Genomic DNA, 21,486 nt, shown 5'->3' on the forward strand with positions numbered 1-21,486 from the left:
ACTGGAACCTACTGATCCGGGATGAGAAGGTTTCTGGAATTATCGATTTTGGTGATATAGTTTATTCACCTTTGATTAATGAATTAGCAATCGCCATTACCTATGCCATTTTGGGAAAATCTAAACCCACAGAATGGGCTTGTCATATGATAAAAGCATATAATGAAATATTGCCATTAGAAAAGAAAGAACTTGAACTACTCTATTACCTAATTGCAGCCCGTTTATGCACAAGTGTATGCAACTCGGCTTACAACAAGATTCAAAACCCTGATAACAAATACATCATCGTTAGTGAAAGGCCTGCATGGGAAATGTTAGAGAAATGGATTTCCATCAGCCCTATTCAGGCGACAAACGAATTCAAAAGGTCAGCAGGTCTAAAGGCAAAGGTCTACCTGGATACTGAAACAGACTTGAAAAGAAGATGGAGGTACATCAGCAAGTCGCTTTCGGTAAGCTATTCACAGCCTATTAAGATGGTGAAAGCTGCATTCCAATATATGTACGATGCCAGTGGCAAAACCTATCTTGATGCCCGAAACAACATACCTCATGTAGGTCACTGCCACCCCAAAGTGGTTCAAGCCGGTCAAAGGCAGATGGCTTTACTGAACACAAATACCCGCTACCTATATGATCAACTGAATGATTATGCGGAACAGTTGCTCGCAAAATTTCCTGAGCCACTAAATAAGGTGTTTTTCGTAAACTCTGGCAGTGCAGCAAGTGACCTTGCCATCCGTTTAGCCTACACACATACTCGTTACCAAAAGATTATGGCTGTTGAACATGGCTATCATGGTAACACAAAAATAGGTATTGACATTAGTCCTTACAAATTCGAAGGTAAAGGAGGTGAAGGCCCAGCCTCTTACATCCTCAAGGCGCCTATTCCTGACACTTATAGAGGACCATACAAGAACAATGACGGGGAAGCAGGAAAACTGTACGCACATGAGGCAATCAATCTTCTTAATAAGAGTGGCAAAGATGTTGCCGCATTTATCTGTGAACCGGTGATTGGTTGTGGCGGTCAAGTGCCACTACCCAAAGGCTATTTGAAGGGAGTTTACCGTGCCATCAGGGCACAGGGGGGTGTATGTATATCCGATGAGGTTCAAACAGGATTTGGACGCTTGGGAGAACACTTCTGGGGTTTTCAAATGCAAGGTGTCGTGCCAGACATTGTGGTTCTTGGCAAGCCTATGGGTAATGGTCATCCACTTGCTGCTGTGGTCTCGACCGATGATGTAGCACGATCTTTTGAAAATGGTATAGAATTCTTCAGTTCGTATGGTGGAAATCCAGTATCCTGTGCTATTGGCCTAGCTGTTCTTGAAGTAATCGAAGAGGAAGAATTGCAGAAAAATGCCTTGGAAACGGGTAGCTACCTGAAGCAGAAATTAAGTGCTCTCATAAAGAGTTATCCTGAAATAGGAGATATTAGAGGCTTCGGATTTTTCTTGGGCATTGAGTTTGTTAAGGATCGAGATACATTGGAACCACACACGAAGTTAGCAGGATATGTGAAGAATCGATTTAGAGAAAATGAAATTTTGGTGGATACAGATGGTCCTCACGAAAACGTAATCAAGATCAAACCACCCATGTGCTTCAACAAAAGGAATGCGCAACAGTTGATTGATGAATTAGAAAAAGTACTCGATACATATCCTAACAATAACTAAAAGCGTTAAAACGACTTGTGTGCCTAGATTTACAAATTATGATTCGCGTGTGACATGCGTAAGTCCAGATTTATCTGGCGCGCGCATGACTTCGATTAGACATTGCTTCTAGTCTGTGTCCCAGCACACAATAAAATCGCATTTTTCCTCTGGATGCCCATGCCTCTCATAGTCTGAGCTTCTATACTCAAACTCCATCTTGACGAGGGGACCTCTCTCGCTTTTGTGATGCCTGCGTGTGCAAATCTTGTCTTTTTCACTCTGTGATTGCGAATCGAACTCTAGTCGGAATCTCTATAACCGCAACTGAGCATACAGCAAGTATATGCGCATTGACAAGTGAAGGCTGTGGTGACGAACAATAGAATCGAGAAGCTTTGGAAGCAGAGTGTAGATACTGTCCCTTTCATAGACCCTGAGAGGGCTGTACTTATTACAGATTTCTACCGAAGCGAATTTGCTAAGGGCCTGTCTGGGCCAGTTCTCCGAGCCCTAGCCTACAAACGTGTTTTGGAACACAAGACCTTGTACATAGAAGAGGGAGAGCTGCTAGTGGGAGAGAAGGGCAGAAGTCCAAGAGCTGTCCCCACATACCCCGAGTTGTGTTGCCATTCTCTTCAGGATCTGGATATACTTGAGTCACGCTCCGTGACACCTTATCGTGTTAGTAGGAAGACTAGAAAGATCTATGAGGAATATGTAATTCCCTTCTGGAATGGCAGGGATCTGAGAAGCAGGGTATTTCGCTCTGTGCCCGAGGAGTGGAAGAGGGCTTTCAGAGCGGGCGTTTTCACTGAGTTCATGGAGCAGAGATCACCCGGACATGCAATAATGGATGACAAGATATATCGCCTGGGATTGACCGATTTCAAGAGGCTGATAGAGGAACGCCGGAAAAGGCTGGATTTTGTGAATGACCCTAGTTCCTACGATAAGGAACAAGAGCTGCAGGCCATGGAGATATGCTGTGACGCAGTCGTCAGCTTCGCATCCAGACATGCTCAACTGGCAAAGGCGATGGCGAGAAAAGAGAGAAACCCCAAGAGGAGAAGAGAACTCAAAAAAATCACTGAAGTGTGCAGCAGGGTTCCGGCGTATGCTCCCCGAACCTTTTGGGAAGCACTACAGATGTACTGGTTTGTCCATCTCGGTGTCACCTTGGAGGTTAACACTTGGGATTCCTTCAATCCAGGAAGACTGGATCTCAACCTGTACCCCTTCTACAGAAGGGACATAGAAGAAGGTCGACTGACCAGAGATGAGGCAAAAGAGCTGCTGAAGTGCTTCTGGATCAAGTTCTCCAACCAACCAGCCCCGCCGAAAGTAGATGTGACAATGGAGCAGAGTGCAACATACCAGGACTTCGCCACCCCCAACCTAGGAGGAGTTGACAAGTATGGGAACGATGCAGTTAACGAGCTCTCTTATCTAGTCCTTGAGGTTGAAGACGAACTTCGAGTCATGCAACCAAACACCTGCGTTCAAATAAGCAGCAGAAACCCGGATAGGTTTCTGGAGAAGGCTCTCAAGATAATCAGAACAGGGCACCCTAAACCTTCGATATTCAACACAGACATAATAACACAAGAGCAACTCCGCCAGGGCAAAACCATAGAGGAAGCCAGACTGGGCGGCCCAAGCGGCTGCGTGACCATAAGCGCTTTCGGAAAGGAAACCACGGTGCTAACGGGCTACCTGAATTGGGTGAAAATCCTTGAGATTACACTGAACAATGGGGTGGATCCGCGAACAAAGGAAAGAATCGGCATTGAAACAGGGAACCCTGCAGGTTTCCAGTCCTTCGATGAAGTCATTGAAGCCTACAAGAAACAACTGAAGCACATTGTGGACCTCAAGATAGCGGGTAATAACATAATCGAAAGAATCTTCGCAAAACACATGCCTGTGCCCTTCCAATCCGTGCTCATCGACAACTGCATCGAGACCGGCAAGGACTACAATGACGGCGGCGCAAAATACAACACGAGTTACATACAGGGAACAGGACTGGGCACCCTCACTGACTGTCTCACGGCAATCAAATATCATGCTTTTGACCGAAAAGACATTGATTTCAAAAAGCTCCTGAAAGCATGTAGAGACAACTTCAAAGGCAGATACGAGATAATCCGTCAGATTCTTCTCAACAAGACCCCGAAGTATGGCAACGACGACGACTATGCAGATAGTATCGCAAGGGAACTCGTTGAAATCTACTTTGAAGCGGTGGATGGCAGGCCCAACACAAGAGGAGGAAAGTACAGGATAAACTTGCTCCCGACAACGGTCCACATCTATTTCGGGAAACTGTGTGGTGCCACTCCCGACGGCAGAAAGGCTGAACAGCCCATATCAGAGGGTGTTTCGCCGACTCAAGGGGCAGACAGGGAAGGACCAACAGCAGTCATGAAATCAGTGACTAAATGGGACCATACGAAAACAGGGGGCACTCTCCTAAACATGAAATTCTCACCGCAGGTACTAAAAACCGAGGAAGACCTTCAGAAGATCGTGTGCCTCATCCGAACATTCTTCAGGCTTGGTGGGCACCACGTTCAGTTCAACATAGTTGACAAGGAAACGCTCCGCGACGCCCAACGCGACCCTGAAAGCTACAGAAATCTTCTTGTGCGTGTGGCCGGCTACAGCGACTTTTTCGTAGGCCTACACAAGGAACTTCAAGATGAAATCATATCAAGAACAGAACACAGACTATAGAAGAAACAAGGTGGTCTAAGGTTTGAGCATAAGCTTCCCGTAAAACGTAGCTCCACAAACTATGAAGCAGGGTGAATGGATATGGCTGAAGGACTAATCTTCGACATCAAAAGATATGCCATACACGATGGCCCCGGCATACGCACAACAGTGTTCTTCAAAGGGTGCCCTCTCTCCTGTTGGTGGTGCCATAACCCCGAGGGACAATCCTTCAGCCCGGAACTCATGGTTTGGCCAGACAGATGCTTAAAATGTCGGACATGCATATCAGCTTGCCCCAATTCAGCGATCTCCATTTCGAATAGCTCAATTGTCATTGAACGTGGAAAATGCGAAGTCTGCGGCGTTTGCGCTGCGAAATGCTCTGCAAATGCAAGGGAGATCGTGGGGAAAACAGTGTCAGCAGAAGAGGTGATGGCGGAAGTTGAGAAGGACCGCGCATTCTACGGAGAATCTGGTGGCTTGACCGCGTCTGGCGGTGAACCACTCGCTCAACCTGTCTTTCTGCACGTCCTCTTGAACAGATGTAAGGAAACAGGCATCCACACGACAGTGTACACAAGTGGCTACATGGAGAGGAAAACCTTGGCCAAGATTAGCAGTAAGGTAGATCTGTTCCTCTACGACCTGAAAATGATGGACCCCAAAAAACACAAACTGCATACAGGGGTCTCCAACAAGCCAATTATCGAGAACCTGAAAATGCTAGACAAGCTTGGCAAGCAGATAATCATTCGCTTTCCACTAATCCCCAGCGTCAATAGCACCAAAGCCAACATAAGCACTATGTGCGAGCTAGTCTCCGGATTGAGAAATATCAGAAGGATCAGCGTCCTTCCGTACCATAAACTTGGAGTTGACAAAGCCAAGAGACTAGGTAAAGAGGTAAGGATTTTTGCAAAACCATCGGATAGAATGCTGGATCAAAGCCTGAGACTAATCAAGAGTTATGGCTTCGTCGTCAACGTAGGAGGATAAATACGCATGCACAACACGCATGCGAAAAAACAGTGAGGATTCATTGAAGAGTGGGGGGGGGGGATTTGAACCCACCCCACACACACCCACACACACCGCTTGCTCTTCACATTCTAGCAATCATAGCGCTGGCAAAGCAGAGAATAGAAACACATTCTTATTGTGAAGACATTCCCTGTAAACACTCCTTCTAAAGTTTGTTCCTTAGATACTCAGAGCATATGCACATAAAGTGATAACTTCAAATCGCAAATAAACGAGTATACAACTCCTATAAACTCGTGAGGTAGTTATCATGGCAAACCAAAGGCAGACCAATAACCCTTACAACTTATGTAGTTGGCGACCGATTTCCGAGTGCAAGAATTGTACCATCACTGACTGCTTGAAATGTCGCTATAACCTAGGAGATCTACTTCATTTTGTGGGTCTATCTCTTTCTTTTGTGTTCCCGGCTCTTATTGGAATAATATTAGGTGGATATGGCTTGTATCTTTTAGGTTGGTTGGCGTTAGCAATAGTCTTTTTCGGCTTCTGGGAGATACGTATCCTTTGTAGTCATTGCCCTTATTATGCTGAAAAAAGCGTCATCCTACATTGCATCGCCAATTATGGCTGCCCTAAGTTTTGGAAATACCACCCTGAACCGATTAGCAATTCAGAGAAAATTCAGCTTTTAATTGGTTTTATCGTAATTTGCGGTTATCCTTTTCCATTATTGGTTCTCGGTGAACAATTCATTTTACTGAGTCTCACCGTATGGGGTTTAATTATGTTTTTTTGGACTTTACAAAAGTACACATGTTCTAAATGTGTCAATTTTTCTTGTCTTTTGAACCGAGTACCCAAGGAGGTTGTTGATGAGTATCTCAAGCGCAATCCCGTGATGAGGAAGGCATGGGAAGAAATTGGTTGGGAGTTAGATGTAGAATACGAGTCTGCCCTATAGGTAGATTTAATTCCTCCCTACTGTGGAGATATCTCCCGCGATTCCCCTCTTTTTCTATCTTGTCCTCTCCTCTTGTGAGGAAAAGTTCTTCTTCACTAGGATTGGGATCAGCAAGCCGTATGCTGAGATGAATATCAGTGGTGTGTGAAGGACCAGGTTCCACAGGGTGTATCCAGGCATCATGAAGAACGACATGGCGTTAAATAGACCGATTAACAACCCAACGAAACTTGTGACTCTAAGTAGAAAGATGTTGACCCTTGGATAAATCAATGTCAAAACGGCTACGATGAGTGGTGTTGTGGGACAGTACATCACTCCAAAAGAAGATGTGAGCAGCAGCAAGGGATTGAAGTCTGGGCTCAGCTCAGCGTTTATCGGAGACCAAAAAGCCAGAAAGACAAAAGGTAACACCCAGTATCTCCAAGCAGGTAACTTTTGAAAAACATACTCGTTGAGAGGTTTACAGGCTTCCCACATCCAGAACAGACCAACGATTAGAATGGAAACCAAGTTGCCAGTTAATACGACAAATCCGTAGTTCTCAGTTACAGCGATATGGTTGCCAAAAGCGAAGAACAGAAACAGAATTCCGAAGAATGCGTCAGCGATTCTGCCAACTCTTGATCCATATCGATACAAGGCAACAAGAAGTACAACGGTGATAACATGAATTGTTGGGCTGAGCCACAAGTACGCTGTGGAAGTTTGCTTGAAGACATCTCTAATCACTAGTGTGCTCTCTTCTTGAGTGAAAGGCACAGCAGCAAGAGTTGGAAGAAATGTGCACAATAGGAGCACTATTAGAACTAGCAAAGTCTTTCTGCTTTCTTTCATAAGCCCATCTAGACAACCATAACTACTTTAGGTTTGCTCACTTTTTCCATATGTTAGAAAACCCCTCTACCAAATAGCCAACTACCTCTTCGCCATCAGCAAAATAGATGACAAAGAGCTTACAGCCCTAGAGGAAATAAACAAAAAAAGAAGGAAGTTCGTACATCGAAAAGAAGATGAAGAATTCCTACGCGGCGCTGAAGCTAAAGAAAAGTACGAAGCTCTTGCGAAGGAGACAATAAGGATTCTAAAAGAGAAACTCAAGGTTGTAAGGCTACGCATAAGTAAATGAAGCATCAATTAAGGTGTGTATTTGAAGGGGTGCTTCGACCGGTCTTTATTCTCCGTAACCTCATCTGCCGATGGTCTTCCCTCAACGGCTCTTCGAATAGCGTGCCGCATAGCCTTGTAATTATTAATGTACACTCTTTGCCGATTAACCGCTGACGGATGTACGAAAACGTTCGCAATAATAATCAAATCCTCCGCAGCCCCTTTTGGAATGCTGCCATCCGCCAAACTGTCCGCGACTGCTTTAGCCACGCCGGCCTGCGCCGGACCATAAATCATACTCGCCTGCCGCATGTTCTTAATCGTCACCGTGGGAACCATCAATGTAACAGGCTTTACCAAAACATTGGGCTCCAGAATAGCTACAAGCGCCTCATGTCCAGAAGTCGGATTCGCCTTAGCCCTCGCATATGCCTCACCCACAGGACCGTCTTTCTTGCCAATCATCAGGTCGATATGCGCCACTTCCGCATCCTTCCCAGCCAAAGCCTCACCCACACGCAGCTTGAAATCATGAATTACTTCAGGCATTACGTGAACAGCCGTAAACCTTTCTTCCAAAGCTTTCTCCTCAACCTCAAACGTAACTGGTTTAGCCTTTATCTTGCCAATCTTCTCCAAATCCAGCCGCAACTCCTCCCTCGCCTCATACGTAAGCTCACCGCCAACGCTAAGCGGCAATCTTACACGCCCAACCTTAATTCCTATCATGTTCAAAGCCTCCTTAGTGCCCACCGCGCCACTCTGAGCCGTAATCCTTGCGATTTTCTGAACCTTATACTGCAGCTCACGAGCCCTCTGTAAATCGCCCTTTTGTACGTTGTCGTAGATTTCAATCCAAATGTCAGGAATGAAGTTGGCGCTTGCTAGGATTGCTCCGCTGGCTCCAGCAGCCAAAGCCGCCATAACCACCTCGTCATGACCACACATCACGTTAATTTTGTCGCGAACCTTCTCTAAAACTGCCAAAATGAAGCTAAGTTGCCCGCTGCTGTCTTTGACGCCGACTATGTTGGGTATCTGCGCGAGGTCTTCCACCATCTGCCATGGCAAAGGTAGTCCGGTGCATTGAGGTATGTTGTAGAGGATTAAGGGTAAATCCACCTTAGACGCAATAGTGAAATAGTGCTCGTAAATTCCTCTGCTGGTAGGCTTTAAGTAGTAAGGTGTCACAATTAAAGCTGCGTCAGCACCCGCATCCTTTGCATACTTTGTCATCTCTAACGCTTGCTCGGTTCCGCTTGCTCCGGTACCTGCCACAACAGAAACTCTGCCGTTAACCGCGTCAACAACAACGTCAATAACACGCTTCCTTTCCTCGATAGTCATGTTTATGAACTCACCAGTAGTCCCACACGGAACAACACCGCTAACGCCAAGCTCAATACAGTGATTAACAAGCACACGAATTTGCTCTTCATCAACCTGCTTTCCATCATCAGTAAAAGGCGTCACTAAAGCAGGCATGATCCCTTTAGGTTCGAACATCAACTCCAACTCCTTTACAATTTATCGTGTTTTATATACATTTAAGTCCTTCACTCTACGTTGACCAGTGTAAATTGACATTGATTTCGCAGAGCTATTCTTATAAATACTACTCACATTATAACGCAACACAAAGCGCCACTAAAAGTCATTAGAAAACTTGGAGGAGCATGTGTTGAACAACCTCAAACAAAAATTGAGAATCAAGGAAGAAAACCTAAAGAAAATTAACGATTTCCTTCTGAAAGAAGACAACCCTCTTGTGGATAATTTACTGAAAATTATTGAAAAATATGGCAGTGTCGAAGAGATTAACCGAAAGGCTCGAGAAGCACGTAAACTCGAAAACCTCATGGGTCAACTAAAGGCAAAGAACTCGCCCTTTGTGAAAGATCTTGAGTGGCTTATTGAACAACGGGACAAAGATGCTTTTATCAGCATTCCCAATTATCGCAGGAAAATTCTAGGAGATAAAGCCGATTCTATGTCGTTCGATGAGTTATTTGCTGTCACCCTTGAAATCAGCGCGTGCAACTTTTTCCCTTGGGTTATAGAAGAAGCAAAAAAAGCCATTGCACAGCAGGACCTTATGCCCAGTCGCTTTATTCGCGTCCGTTCCATGAAAGAGCAAGTTGAAGACAATGAAATCTTGGCGTTTGCAGCAGCAATGCAGATTGTAGGCGCTTCGTACGTGGAAACGTTAGATACGAAGGGAACTCTGCCTGGACCTGACGGCTTGCCCATCAACGTTCACTTAGGTGGACCCGAGACTATCACCGGATATTTTGGCGGTGTCGGGATGCCAAACGAATACGCTTTGAAGTGGGTTGATGAATTTCTGCACTATTACACTGAATACGGCATTCGACAGGTGTTGAATATAAACATAGGAAGCGTAATGCTGGGATACTGGCTCCACAAGCTTGGAATCGACATCGAATTCAAGATTTCAGTATTTCTGGGCAACGACAATCCTTACTCTTGCTTCTGGACACTAATGACCGCTAAACTCTTCAGTCGTAACGATGGCACAAGCCCACTAATAGGCTTCAATCTTTCGAATGCCGTCAATAACGAGACAATTGAAATTTCAGCCTATATACGAAAAGATTTCGAATTTGAAGACATTGTGCGCATTGAACATCACATCGTAGAAACTTACAAGAGCATTGTCAGACAGCCATACAACCGACTTGACGAACTTCTGGAAATCGCAGACCATGTGAAGAACATTAGTGCCAAACATGAAGGCGGGTTGCTCGAAGTTGAGAAAGGCCGGGAACACCCGTCCGACGTCTTGGAATATTTTGTCCCCAAAAAGGACATTCTTGCGCAGAATTTGATGCCGAAACTAACAATTAATTATCTTGATAAGCATGACTCGATGAATAGAACTGCTAAAGCCCTCACCGAGCGAGGCTTAACCTTCATCGCCGCTCAGAAACTGCACAAGAAATAGATGGTACTGATGCTTACAGCGAAGCTTACCACGTTGTCGTCTTAGGACGCCTTACCATTAAGAGAATTGTTGTTACAACGAAGATTCCTGTAGTTATTATGAAGATGTACATCAAACCTGTTGAGTTATTCTCACCGATCTGCTGACCTTCCAACTGTTGATACTTCTGCTGTAAATCGGTATAGTTTACCTCCAATGCAGTATGGTTAGCCTGCAAGTCGTTACAGAAACTATTCAAAGCCTCATAATCTTGTCTCAACTCTTCGTAAGGTTTGTTTTGAATATACGTGGCGGCAAAGGCTTTAAGCTTATCAAATACTGATGGATCGCCTTCAATAGACCAATTATAGTCTACTTCACCGTAAAGCAAGCCAGGTAACGTGTCCTTTGGAATTAGCACCTCATATGAAGTTTCATTGAACTCCCCCAAATTGAGATGTGCATCTTCAAGAAACGCAGTGTTATCGAGTAGTGTTTCGTCTCGACTTTCCTTCAAGCTGAAAATATTTACTTGGATATAGTGGATGTGGATATTTGCCTGTGTAGCCTCTGCTCGTATTGTGATGTTTATGTTCTCTTCGCGCCAAGCTAGGGCGCTTGTTTCTATTTCTACAAGCAGACCTAGCGAATCAAGCGAGTAACATTTGTATTTCTCATCAGTTTCTGAGTATACGGGTGCGCTCACGCATATAGTTGTAAGAATCACTGTTGCTATCAGTAAAGATACTAATCGTTTAGTGTTCAATCTTTTTCCACCTTCTAGAAGCGCTTAGTGGGTTCTATCAAACAGTATTTAACGGTTTTCTAACATTATTTTGAAAAACTAAAACCGTTTCAAGCGTATTTTTAATTTTTGCTATCGAAAATCTGCTATTCCAATGCGCGTATAAAACGTTGGTATACATACAGGAAGTAAATAAGAGCAAATAAAGTCAGCACGACTTCAAACGACAAAATCAGCTGGTTATGCTCCACTGCGAAAAAGTAGCCTTGTGTAACAATGTCTGAGAAAACAAGAATCTGCAGAAATATGGCTCCTCCAATACAGCTAAATCCCAAACAGTGGACAAATTGCCGCAAACGTCGGTCAACTCTCACGCTAAACAAGTCTATCAAAAATACAATAGCAAACCGCGTATCTTAAGGTTTACGAAACTCAGGATAAAATGTAACATAATAATTCCTTCTTTAGATTTTAAATAGCTACGACTCATTCTCTAAAGTGAAATCTTTTTTTCCTTCTTCTGTAAGCTTCACAGAATATTTGCTGAATAGTTTCCTGAACAGAGTTGGATGCTCCGTTCACCTTTCGCGGATAGAGGTACCCTGCAAAGTATTTCGTTTATTTGGAGAACGATAAGCCAAAGTCCAAAAAGACTTTAGTGTATTTATCTTGGAGAACAATTGTTGCCGCCTATCTCGTTGATTCCACCGAAAAAAGTTAGGGTTGCCTTATTCATTGCTTCTCTTTTTTCCCATTTTTTTGCAGATGTTTGCTATTATCAAAATAATATGAGGCAAGGTGAATACGCTGAAGACTTTTGTGTATTTTGCAGAAGCAGCCTTCTTTATGTTTTCTCTTCTTCCTCCCGCCTCTAAATAGCCTTCTACAAAAGAAGAAGCAATTATTCTGGCGGGTTCGCCAGAGTGAATTGGAAGAATGTAATGGCCTGAGTAGTAAAGGAACTCTGCAATGTCCCAAGGCTGGTTTCCGTTTCTTGTTGCTTGTTCAAGGTCCAAAAAGCATATTTCGCCGTCATCTGAAACAAGTATGTTTTCAGGCTTGCAGTCTCCGAGAGCTACACCCAACGAATGTATTTCTGCGATTTCTTTTCCAACTGCTTTAATAATTTCACTATTCTTTATTCTGCCTTCTTTTGATGATGAGGTAATTATTCGTTTCACTATTTCACCTAGTTTTTCTCCTTCGATATACTCTTCGAAAATCAAACGCTCTTTAAGACTGACGTAAAGAATGCGGGGAACAGCGACACCGTGTTTGCTAAGAAACCGGTTGATGGAGTACTCTCTTTCGAGCCGCGTTTTTCCAAGCATAGCGAATGATTGAGTACCTAGAGTCCAAAGGGTTAAGGGAAACCATTTGAGACCCAGCCAATCGTCGAACTTTTTCACTACTATCTTCTGTGTTTCATGATTTTTTTGAAGGCAAAGTAAGAAGACACTATTTAGAACGCCGCCCATTTCTTCAATTGTCATTTTTAACGCTTCTCCGCCAGGCACGGTCTTTCGTACGAAGTCTTGGATGTTTGTTTTATCGGAAAAAGGAACTGGCCCGAGAGGTGTGGGCATTAATAGATATTTTTCTGTTTCTTCTAGTTCTCTAAGTAATTTTTTTCCTGTTCTTCGATGAGAACTTCTTGCAAAGAAGCTTCGATCTTGTAGGAAAGCCGTTGTTATTTTTGAGGAAATGCTTTGAATATAGGGCAATAGAGCTTTTTGGATGGATATGGAGATGTTGGAAATTTTTGTTCTCTGGCGTTTTGTTGCTTCTATAAAATCTTTGTCAATTCTTATGTAGCCATTGGAAAACGCTATGTAGTTTTCTGTTTCTAATTCCCTTAGAGCTTTTAGGTAGCCATTCATGATAGAATTGACATTTTGTTTTCTCGTCTTTCTCTTGAACATGTTTAAGACGCTGTACTTTAAAGGTGGGAAAAGTCTCGCCCTTCTTCGTATAACTTCATACATGAAGTACTCTGGTTTAATGAGAAGCTCCACAGATAATTCGGGGTATTGCAGGATTATGCTTTTTAGGAGCTCCAACGCAAACCGTTTTTTCATTTTCACCTCCATTTCTTTTAAATAGGTGGGGTTTTTCCATGGTTTGTAAGGTACGGTGATTATTTCTGCAGTGAATTCGCCGAGTTTTCCATGTTCTATGTCGCTTTCGAAATCTTTTTGGTCGATTGCTAGAATAGAGAGATTGACATTGTTTACTTGTTTGGTCAAATTGCGTATCTTGGGAGAGTAGTTAGGTATTATTATTAAGGCGTTTATGCCCTTTTTTTTCTCGGCGCATCCGTATACTCTCGGACCATAAAAGCAAGCAGCAAAAATATCTTTAGAGCTTACAATCTCTTTGCACAGTTTTAGAATTTGTTCTTCTTCAACTGCCTTGTTGCTGACAAGTCTGGTCATTGCTGCCGCATAGAATATAAGATTTTTTCGTGCTTAAAAACTATCTTCAAAGTATAAATACGCCATTTTCTTAACAGCATTAAAGAGGTGATTGTGTGGCCAAAGAAGGTGAAACTGGAAAAGAGGCTTCAAATCTTCTTGAAAGAGTTGTGCGACTTGAAGTTAAAGTTGAGGAACTCACCAAACGCCTTGACAGCCTTTCAAACTACGCCAAAGAACTCTACAACTATCTACAAAAGATGAGATCATAAAAACAGCAAAAAGGTCGAGATAATGACGGAGATATCCTCCCCACGCACAGTGGTTCCAAACATAAAAAGTAGGCTTCGTTTTTCCAAGAATGTCGCGCATATAAATCTTATAAGGAAGGTCAAACGAAAAGAATAGCCAAGGTGAAGGAAATTGAGTTTGATAACGATATTACAAGCAGAATGGGAAGTCGCTGGGTTAGCTGGGATCTTGTGCATCATACCGGTCGTCTTCTTTCTCATAGCAATCCTACTATGCGTTTGGGTATACAGGGACGCTGAATCACGAGGAATGAACGGCGCGCTTTGGCTTATCATCGTTCTAATAACTGGCATCATCGGGCTAATCATATACCTAATCGTGAGAAAAGACAAGACTCCTAGTTCTCCAGTGCCTCCTAGTCCCCCTGCTTAGAAATATGACTAGAGTTTGTCCCAGTAACGGTTAAGGGTTAACGTTCTCATAGCGTAGAGCTACGATTGTTTTAAATTAGAGTATAATACCAACAACTATTTGTGTCACTATGCCACCCACCGAAGATATTTTTGTCGATATTTTCAATTCCATTGGCCACCTAGTATGTCATCAGATACCAAACCGAACGCTCATTATCGGCAACTACTATCTTCCAGTATGCGCCAGATGTACGGGTGCATACCTTGGTTTCTACTTAGGCTATCTTCTGCTGCCTATGCGTAGAGAAGAAGCATGTGGTCCCCCCAACCTCTGGGTCACACTTCTCATGCTTGCGCCAATTACAATTGATGCTATAACTCAATGGGTTGGCTTGAGAACAAGCACAAACGAGCTTAGGCTAATAACCGGACTATTGTTTGGATTGGCTCTGGCTCCGTTGCTGGTATATTCACTATCACAGATTCCAATGAGCAGAAAACTTCCTATTCTGCGGAATTTCCTTCCTGAGAGCGTTAGGTTTGATGATAAAGACTCTTGGCTTGGTGGTAAAGCTCTAGGACTTGGTTTGCTAATGGCTGTTGCTCTATTCTTTTTTATCAACTCAATCGTCGGATCTGCCAATTATCTTTTCTACTGGTTGTTGAGCCCTCTAATCATCATCTCTATCGCTTTGCACATTTTTCTTCTACCGATTTATCTAGTGATTTCGTTCTTTGCTCATGTAAGAAAGTAATTCAGCTCAGCACACTTGTACAAATGAGTCATTTTCGTTCAATTATCTTCATGTAGGCAAACGTGCCAGTCGTAGCAAAAACCATTGAGAAAACCACTAGATTTCTTATCATGTCAAACGTGAAAGGCGGGGTCCCTAGAAGAAACGATCTGATAAGGTCTGCGCCGCTGGTTAGAGGGTTAAGTTCAGCCAACATCACTATGGGCTGAGGCATCACACCTTCCGCTCCAAGCGTTTGGATAAGCGACAACGGATAAAAGATGCTGCTACAGAAAAACAGTACATAATAAACTAAGCCTCTTGCAGTAACGAATTTCTCAAAGCTCGTTGTGGAAACTGCTGTGGCTATGCTCAAACCTGAAATTCCAGTTGCCAACATGAAAAGGGCGAACAAAATTACAAGTAGCTGCAACAATGATGGAAAGCCAAGAAAAAGAAAAGTTGTCAAGAGCAGCGGCGACATGTACACCATTCCCCTCAATCCACCTGCAAGCAACCTGCCAATGGCGAGTTCCAAACGTGTAATGGGAAGGCTGAGCAGGTAATGGTGAATTTGGCGACGAACCTCCATATTTATTTCCCGACCAATCATGAAGGCTGAAGCAAATAAACCCACTATGGTGACGCCTGGGGCAAAAAAGTTGAAATAACTCGTGATTTCCTTCATTATTTCTTGGCTCACCATCTGATTGTACACTACCGCCATGACAAATAGATCGGCAAGATTCATGCTTATGAGACCGGCTAACCACCATTTGTAACGAAAGAAGTTTCTGAAATCATGTTCAATTACATGTAGAATCGCTTTCACCTATTGCCAACCTCCGCCCTCAAGGCGTCTCTCATAGACTGTAACGCTGATGAACACGAATGTGAAAAAGAATATGACCAAGCCAATTATCGCTGCTAACGGCATCGGATTCAAAGTTAAGTATTCTTCAATACCTTCAATACCTACACCCCAACGAAACAGATCAGAAGCAAAAGTAACTGGATTGAAAATTGTCAGAGATGCATATACTTGACTTGCGTCTTGAACGAAAACTTGAGGGTACATAGCTGTGCTAAGACGAATTATGAAGGCATTTATAACTCCCATGAGAATGTCAAAGCGGTCACCAGATTTCAATGCAACCGCAATCGTAATGCTCATCCCAGAAACGCCAAAAGCGAACAAGAAAAGGGCTGAAAGAGCGATTAGAAAGCTAAGCGGATTTGCCAACCCAATCACAAATAATGCTATCGCCATGAGCGGGCCCACAAAAATGAAGCTACGTATTCCACCACCAATCGATCTTCCCAACACAAGTTCTTTTCGGGAAACTGGAAGACTAAGCAGATACTCGAAAACACCATGTTCAGCCTCTTCAAAGATGTCATACCCAATAAACACAGAAGCTGAATACAACATCATTATTACGACTCCTGCAACATAATACTCAAAATAAATATCTGCTAACTCAGGCACAACCATGCGAGAGGCAATTAAGCCGAAGAAAGCGATTTGAGTTGCAAACCATATGGCTCGCAGGATTATAAGGAACTTGTACTGCAAGAACATCCGTAGATCTCTTTCAACAACGAATAACAATTTCTTCGTTTATTTTCACCCCGGAGGGCCCTTTTGCTCTGCTGCTTCAATGGTCAACCCTGTGTAATGCACAAACACGTCATCAAGTGATGGTTCGCTCATATTTATTGATAGAATTGGTAAGTCGTTTTTCATAAATAGCTTCATAATTTGAGGAACAACTTCTTCCACTTTATTCAAATGTACTCTCAAGTCGTTAGGCTTCAGTAATACTACGTCTACAACTTCTTGAAAACTTTTCAGCTCTTCCAAAGCATTTTGCGGTACTTCTTTTTCAAGCCGAATCTCAACTACATCGCCTCCTGGGATGCTGTCTTTCAACGTTTTAGGTGTGTCACACACTAGCAACTTACCTTTATGCATAATCCCAACACGATCAGAAAGCATGTCTGCCTCGTAGAGCTCGTTAGTAGCCAAAATTATCGTGGAGCCTTCGTCTCGAAGTTCTCGAATCATATTCCAAATCTTGTGCTTGCCAACAACATCTATTTGGGCGGTAGGTTCGTCAATGAAGGCTATTTTGGGTCTTTGAATTAGAATCTTAGCAACCTCAACGCGCTTTCTCATTCCGCCAGAAAGACCATGAACCTTTTTCTTTCTATAATCCCATATATTTACGTCTTCCAATACCTGCTTGACTCTTCTCTTCCGTTCTTGCGTTGAAAGACCACAGACCTTCGCATGCCAATTCAAAACATCCCATGGCGTGCTAACCCAGAGAAGTTTAGGCTCTTGAAAACAAATCCCAATAAGCTTCCGAACATCGTCCGGTCGCTTCTTAACGTCATATTCGCCTACAACTGCAGTGCCTTCGGTTGGCTTAATCACTGTTGTAAGCATGAGAACAGTGGTTGTTTTGCCTGCGCCATTTGGACCTAGCAATCCAAAGATTTCTCCATCCTCGATGCTCAAGTTTAGATGGTCCACTGCGACCAAGTCTGCGAAACGCTTTGTCAAATCAATTGTGCGAATAATAGGCACTGACATACCTTCGTTGATTTACAGGTTTTATTGGAACTAGAAGAAATGAAGCCCTCAATTGATAAACATATCGTAGAACCAAAACTTGCAATTAACTAGCGTTTTAGTAAACTGAACGCAGCATCTTGCGCCTTTTCCATAACCGCTTCTTCATCAAGCGTCTTCACTTCACGATTTTCCATCACTACTTCACCATCCACAATCACACTGTCAACATCGCATCCATGAGCAGAATAAACAAGACTCGCACACAAATCATGTAACGGCGTTAAATTTGGCTTCTTCAAATCAATCAAAATAATGTCTGCCCGCTTCCCAACCTCTAGTGAACCAACTTTTTCTTCAAGTCCCAAAGCTTTAGCTCCTTGGATGGTCGCCATTTCCAAAACTTCCCTACTAGGTAGAGCAGAAGGATCTCCAGAGATCGCCTTTTGAAGTAACGCGGCAACTTTCATGCTTTCAAACATGTCCAAACTGTTATTGCTTGCAGCCCCATCAGTGCCAAGACCAACAGTCACACCAGCATCCATCAACTCCTTAACTTTTGCCACGCCCTGAGCCAACTTCAGGTTCGAAACAGGATTATGCACCACCTTCACACCTCTCTTCGCCAAGATGGCCATATCTTCGTGTGTCAAATGAATGCAATGAGCCGCAAGCACATCATCAGCAAGAAAGCCCAACTTCTCTAAAAGTTCAACCTCTGAAGAACTGGACTCCCTTCCAATCTTTTCAGCCATCTCTTTTGACTCAGCTATATGAATGTGAATTCCTACGTCCACCTGCGAAGCTTTCTCCCGCACCTTCGCTAACAACTCCTCACTACATGTAGAAACCGTGTGCGGTCCTAAAGACGTAGTTATTCGCCCATCAGCGTATCCTCGGTATCTCTTGGCAAATCCAACCGCCTCCTTTAACATCTTCTCGCTTCTTCCCCAGTCACTTACCTCAAGAATTCCCGAAGCTAACACAGCTCTTAATCCAGCCTTTTCCACAGCTTCGGCTACTTTGTGCTCACAAAAGTACATATCGGCAAAACAGGTCACTCCGTTCCTAATCATTTCCAGACAGCCCAGAAGAGAACCAGCATAAACATCTTGAGGTCGGAGTTTTGCCTCCAAAGGCCAAATGGTTTCACTAAGCCATGTCTTCAACGTTGCGTCTTCAGCTAAGCCTCGAAAAAGCGTCATAGCTAAGTGTGTGTGGCAGTTTATCAAACCGGGCATAGCAAGTTTTCCCTTCCCTTCAAGCACGTTTTCAGCCCTCAATTCGGGAGCAGAAACGGCATCCCCAACGTAAGATACAGCGCCATCCTTTACTGCAATCAACCCTTCCTTAACTATTCCCAGTCTGCTCATCGGCAAAATTGCACAATTCTTTATGATTAGGCCGACTTCCTCAGATCTCACCTTGCTCCAACCTTAATAACAGTTTTAGCTGATCAAAATACAATCAGTGGAGTGTTAAAAGATTATTTGCTCTGCTAACCATGAAGGTAAATAGTGAAAAGGGGACTCGCATAGCAGGGCGAAAGATTTGAGAGAAGGAAAATTACCCTTTAGCAGCAGGGTTCTTCATTGTTGAGCTTATTGGTCTTTGCAGAATGCCATTAACTAAATCTTTGCCCAGGCCTATATTGCTGATTTTGCGGCAGATATGATTCAACGAGTTTTCAGTGAAACTTAGAAGGTTTATTCCTTCATTTGTAAGATTGTAAACTTTCCTTGGTCTTTCGTTGCTAAGGTCCCAATGGCTTTTGATGTAGCCTTTCTTTTCCAGGCTGTTTAGGAGAGGATATATTGTGCTGGGACCGAAGTAGACTCCGAAGTTTTTGCGTATGCTTGAGATTATTTGGTATCCGTGCATCGGTTTGGCGTTTAGGAATTGAAGTATGACGAGGTCTAAGAGCCCCTTCATCAGTTTGTTTTGAACTTCTCTTTTTTGTTGTCCCATTTTTCCTTGCCTCTTGTAGATGCGTTGAACAGTTAGGTTGTTCATCACATATACAATATGTCTCTGAAGAGACATATCTCAAGACTTATTATACATTAAACAACAATATAAGGGTTAATGCGACTACAAGTCATAAAAGAGCATATTAACCCAGTATACTTATTCTAAAAACTGAATGATCGCTATAAGGGAAACCCATGAAAACGCTGAAATGTGAGTGCCTAAAACATGACATATGTGCCTGAAAGCTTCAAGAAGGGAATTGTTCGACGCATATTCAGAAACTTTCTCGATGTGATGGTTTTAAGACTGGTGCAGATCGAGCCGATGTGGGGATACAAGATTATCAAACGAGTGGAAGAGCAATATGAAATTACATTGCGCCACGGTGCACTATATCCTTTACTTAATAACCTAGAAAAGAAGGGATTTCTAAGAAGCAGAAAAGAGGCTAAAGGAGGGCGTGTAAGGAAAGTTTATGAAATAACGTCAAAGGGCATACAGCTAGTAGAAGCATACAACGAATTCTTGCAGAACCAACTAGCAAAACAGAAAAACAGCATAAGAGCATGACTATTTTAAAGACGTAAACTCAGATAAACTGCAGCTGGAGTTCAGAGTTTGCCATGAAAGAAAATGAAACAACATCCGAGAAAACGGGAGAAGAGCGTCTTGAAATGGTCAAAAAGCTATGTGAAAAAGAGGGGATGAAAGGGTGGAAACTAGCACAAGAGACAATGCTGAAGGAAAAAGCAGACAGTCCAAAACTTCAAGAAATCATTGAATACATGATGCTCAAGTACAAACCAGACTACTTCAGACCAGCACTCCTTTCTTTCTGTTGCAAAGCAGTGGGAGGAAATCCGAAGACTACGATTTCCACTGGGGCAGCCTTGACATTGTTCGCATGGGCCATTGGCATACATGACGACATAATTGACCAATCAAGGATGAAAAATAAACGTCCCACAGTTCTGGGAAAATTCGGCAAAGATCTTGCTTTGATTTTAAGTGATGTTCTCCTTTTTAAAGGCTTCACCCTGTTAAGAAAAACATTGGAATCAGAAATATCTGTTAAAAGAGTTATCCAAATTTTAGAAACAATCGAGAAAATATGGTTTGAGCAAAGCGCAGGAGAAACGCTTGAAATTCAATCCAGGGGATCAACAGATGTAACGTCCAAAGCATGTCTCGAAAAAATTCGAATGAGAGCGTCGGAAATGGAAGCGTACACTCGCATAGGCGGGATTCTCGGCGATGGATCAAAAAAACAAATAGAAGATTTGGGTGCCTATGGAAGACTCGTTGGCATGATGAGCATTCTAAGAAATGAGTTGATAGATATGTTAGAGTTTAACATGCTAAGGCATCGTATACGAAGAGAATCTTTGCCATTACCCATAATCTATACATTGCAAGACCAACGAATAAGACCCCAACTTATCTCACTTATCACAAAGTCAAAATTGACTAAAAGAGACTTGCGAAACATTTCAAAGCTCTCAGATCGTTCCGGTGGAATTGAATACATAGCAAACCTTATTGATAAAATGGCTCAAGAATCATACGTTTATGCTAAATCCTTTAAAAGTAAAGAGCTAAAAATAATTGGGTCATCGTCTCTTATAAGCTCGAAAGAGTGGAAGCCACTACTTTCAAACTAGATGTGTAAACCCCAGTCAGATATGGGCCTTGCTGGAACCTTCGGAGCCTTCTTCTTTCTCGCCATTTTAATCCCGAACTGTATTTGTGTAGAACTGTTTATTTAAGCCTTTTGTTCTACACGTGAACACTATTAGAATCTGAATCCTTGATGTGTATTTTCAGTTCTTAACTTTAATTTAAGCGATGAGTTCAAGATAGACTCGTAAATTACTTACGTAGTGCAAATGATGCCCTTCCAATTTGGAAAAAACCACAGTTTCACAAGACATCATATCATAGCTCTGCTTCTTTTGTTTAACTCATTTTCTTGGTATTTTCTAGGATTAT

General features: G+C 42.9%; 19 protein-coding genes. 10 read left to right on the forward strand and 9 right to left on the reverse strand.

From position 1 onward, the window contains the following. The 4 genes from NWE91_02325 to NWE91_02340 form a co-directional block, all read left to right on the forward strand. Positions 1 to 1,691, forward strand: a 1,691-nt coding sequence (locus NWE91_02325) for an aminotransferase class III-fold pyridoxal phosphate-dependent enzyme (GenBank protein ID MCW3985231.1), incomplete at its 5' end; no start/stop codon positions are given. Positions 1,692 to 2,039: 348 nt separating this feature from the next. Next, positions 2,040 to 4,409 carry a glycyl radical protein gene (locus NWE91_02330; protein ID MCW3985232.1) on the forward strand — a complete coding sequence of 790 codons (2,370 nt, stop codon included), beginning with the start codon at positions 2,040 to 2,042 and terminating at the stop codon, positions 4,407 to 4,409. A gap of 81 nt (positions 4,410 to 4,490) precedes the next feature. Continuing rightward, positions 4,491 to 5,387 (forward strand): glycyl-radical enzyme activating protein, encoded by an 897-nt coding sequence (locus tag NWE91_02335; protein MCW3985233.1) that lies wholly within the window; start codon positions 4,491 to 4,493, stop codon positions 5,385 to 5,387. A gap of 487 nt (positions 5,388 to 5,874) precedes the next feature. After that, positions 5,875 to 6,336, forward strand: a complete 462-nt coding sequence (locus NWE91_02340) for a hypothetical protein (protein MCW3985234.1) — start codon at positions 5,875 to 5,877, stop codon at positions 6,334 to 6,336. Between the two features lie 54 nt (positions 6,337 to 6,390). Here NWE91_02340 and NWE91_02345 read toward each other — a convergent pair whose 3' ends face one another. Both NWE91_02345 and dapA read right to left on the reverse strand, forming a co-directional pair. Further along, complete coding sequence (locus tag NWE91_02345) at positions 6,391 to 7,173, reverse strand: hypothetical protein (protein MCW3985235.1); 783 nt, start codon at positions 7,171 to 7,173, stop codon at positions 6,391 to 6,393. A 300-nt stretch (positions 7,174 to 7,473) separates the two neighbouring features. After that, positions 7,474 to 8,952 (reverse strand): 4-hydroxy-tetrahydrodipicolinate synthase, encoded by a 1,479-nt coding sequence (gene dapA / locus NWE91_02350; GenBank protein ID MCW3985236.1) that lies wholly within the window; start codon positions 8,950 to 8,952, stop codon positions 7,474 to 7,476. Between the two features lie 172 nt (positions 8,953 to 9,124). Here dapA and NWE91_02355 point away from each other — a divergent pair, with 172 nt between their 5' ends. Continuing rightward, complete coding sequence (locus NWE91_02355) at positions 9,125 to 10,411, forward strand: hypothetical protein (protein ID MCW3985237.1); 1,287 nt, start codon at positions 9,125 to 9,127, stop codon at positions 10,409 to 10,411. A gap of 25 nt (positions 10,412 to 10,436) precedes the next feature. Here the strand turns inward: NWE91_02355 and NWE91_02360 are convergent, their stop codons facing one another. Both NWE91_02360 and NWE91_02365 read right to left on the reverse strand, forming a co-directional pair. Further along, positions 10,437 to 11,156, reverse strand: coding sequence for a hypothetical protein (locus tag NWE91_02360; protein ID MCW3985238.1), 720 nt, complete (start codon positions 11,154 to 11,156; stop codon positions 10,437 to 10,439). A 707-nt stretch (positions 11,157 to 11,863) separates the two neighbouring features. After that, positions 11,864 to 13,570 carry a hypothetical protein gene (locus NWE91_02365; GenBank protein ID MCW3985239.1) on the reverse strand — a complete coding sequence of 569 codons (1,707 nt, stop codon included), beginning with the start codon at positions 13,568 to 13,570 and terminating at the stop codon, positions 11,864 to 11,866. 95 nt (positions 13,571 to 13,665) lie between these two features. Here NWE91_02365 and NWE91_02370 point away from each other — a divergent pair, with 95 nt between their 5' ends. The 3 genes from NWE91_02370 (at position 13,666) to NWE91_02380 (ending at position 14,969) form a co-directional block, all read left to right on the forward strand. Beyond that, the gene (locus NWE91_02370; protein MCW3985240.1) at positions 13,666 to 13,821 is read left to right on the forward strand and encodes a hypothetical protein; all 156 of its coding nucleotides are present in this window, start codon (positions 13,666 to 13,668) and stop codon (positions 13,819 to 13,821) included. Between the two features lie 151 nt (positions 13,822 to 13,972). Then, positions 13,973 to 14,233, forward strand: a complete 261-nt coding sequence (locus tag NWE91_02375; GenBank protein ID MCW3985241.1) for a hypothetical protein — start codon at positions 13,973 to 13,975, stop codon at positions 14,231 to 14,233. A gap of 109 nt (positions 14,234 to 14,342) precedes the next feature. Then, the gene (locus NWE91_02380) at positions 14,343 to 14,969 is read left to right on the forward strand and encodes a DUF2085 domain-containing protein (protein ID MCW3985242.1); all 627 of its coding nucleotides are present in this window, start codon (positions 14,343 to 14,345) and stop codon (positions 14,967 to 14,969) included. Between the two features lie 28 nt (positions 14,970 to 14,997). On the opposite strand, the gene NWE91_02385 is transcribed toward NWE91_02380, so the two are convergent. From NWE91_02385 to NWE91_02405, 5 genes are all read right to left on the reverse strand, one after another. Next, positions 14,998 to 15,780, reverse strand: coding sequence for an ABC transporter permease (locus NWE91_02385; protein MCW3985243.1), 783 nt, complete (start codon positions 15,778 to 15,780; stop codon positions 14,998 to 15,000). After that, positions 15,781 to 16,560 carry an ABC transporter permease gene (locus NWE91_02390; protein MCW3985244.1) on the reverse strand — a complete coding sequence of 260 codons (780 nt, stop codon included), beginning with the start codon at positions 16,558 to 16,560 and terminating at the stop codon, positions 15,781 to 15,783. A 15-nt stretch (positions 16,561 to 16,575) separates the two neighbouring features. Further along, the gene (locus NWE91_02395; protein MCW3985245.1) at positions 16,576 to 17,547 is read right to left on the reverse strand and encodes an ATP-binding cassette domain-containing protein; all 972 of its coding nucleotides are present in this window, start codon (positions 17,545 to 17,547) and stop codon (positions 16,576 to 16,578) included. A gap of 89 nt (positions 17,548 to 17,636) precedes the next feature. Next, complete coding sequence (locus tag NWE91_02400; protein ID MCW3985246.1) at positions 17,637 to 18,950, reverse strand: amidohydrolase; 1,314 nt, start codon at positions 18,948 to 18,950, stop codon at positions 17,637 to 17,639. A gap of 142 nt (positions 18,951 to 19,092) precedes the next feature. Further along, positions 19,093 to 19,539 carry a PadR family transcriptional regulator gene (locus NWE91_02405; GenBank protein MCW3985247.1) on the reverse strand — a complete coding sequence of 149 codons (447 nt, stop codon included), beginning with the start codon at positions 19,537 to 19,539 and terminating at the stop codon, positions 19,093 to 19,095. 183 nt (positions 19,540 to 19,722) lie between these two features. On the opposite strand from NWE91_02405, the gene NWE91_02410 reads away from it, so the two are divergent. Further along, entirely contained in the window at positions 19,723 to 20,067 is a 345-nt protein-coding gene (locus NWE91_02410; GenBank protein ID MCW3985248.1) for a PadR family transcriptional regulator, read from the forward strand. Positions 20,068 to 20,120: 53 nt separating this feature from the next. Further along, positions 20,121 to 21,158, forward strand: coding sequence for a polyprenyl synthetase family protein (locus NWE91_02415; GenBank protein MCW3985249.1), 1,038 nt, complete (start codon positions 20,121 to 20,123; stop codon positions 21,156 to 21,158). The last annotated feature ends 328 nt before the right edge of the window (positions 21,159 to 21,486 follow it).

It is taken from the genome of Candidatus Bathyarchaeota archaeon, from assembly GCA_026014805.1.
Taxonomy (GTDB): domain Archaea; phylum Thermoproteota; class Bathyarchaeia; order Bathyarchaeales; family SOJC01; genus JAGLZW01.

Bases quoted from the DNA above. Each gene is read 5' to 3' on its own strand.
- NWE91_02345 (MCW3985235.1), bottom strand. From the start codon at position 7,173: ATGAAAGAAAGCAGAAAGACTTTGCTAGTTCTAATAGTGCTCCTATTG.
- NWE91_02405 (MCW3985247.1), bottom strand. From the start codon at position 19,539: ATGAACAACCTAACTGTTCAACGCATCTACAAGAGGCAAGGAAAAATG.
- NWE91_02410 (MCW3985248.1), top strand. From the start codon at position 19,723: ATGACATATGTGCCTGAAAGCTTCAAGAAGGGAATTGTTCGACGCATA.
- NWE91_02335 (MCW3985233.1), top strand. From the start codon at position 4,491: ATGGCTGAAGGACTAATCTTCGACATCAAAAGATATGCCATACACGAT.
- dapA (MCW3985236.1), bottom strand. From the start codon at position 8,952: ATGTTCGAACCTAAAGGGATCATGCCTGCTTTAGTGACGCCTTTTACT.
- NWE91_02365 (MCW3985239.1), bottom strand. From the start codon at position 13,570: ATGACCAGACTTGTCAGCAACAAGGCAGTTGAAGAAGAACAAATTCTA.
- NWE91_02380 (MCW3985242.1), top strand. From the start codon at position 14,343: ATGCCACCCACCGAAGATATTTTTGTCGATATTTTCAATTCCATTGGC.
- NWE91_02415 (MCW3985249.1), top strand. From the start codon at position 20,121: ATGAAAGAAAATGAAACAACATCCGAGAAAACGGGAGAAGAGCGTCTT.
- NWE91_02395 (MCW3985245.1), bottom strand. From the start codon at position 17,547: ATGTCAGTGCCTATTATTCGCACAATTGATTTGACAAAGCGTTTCGCA.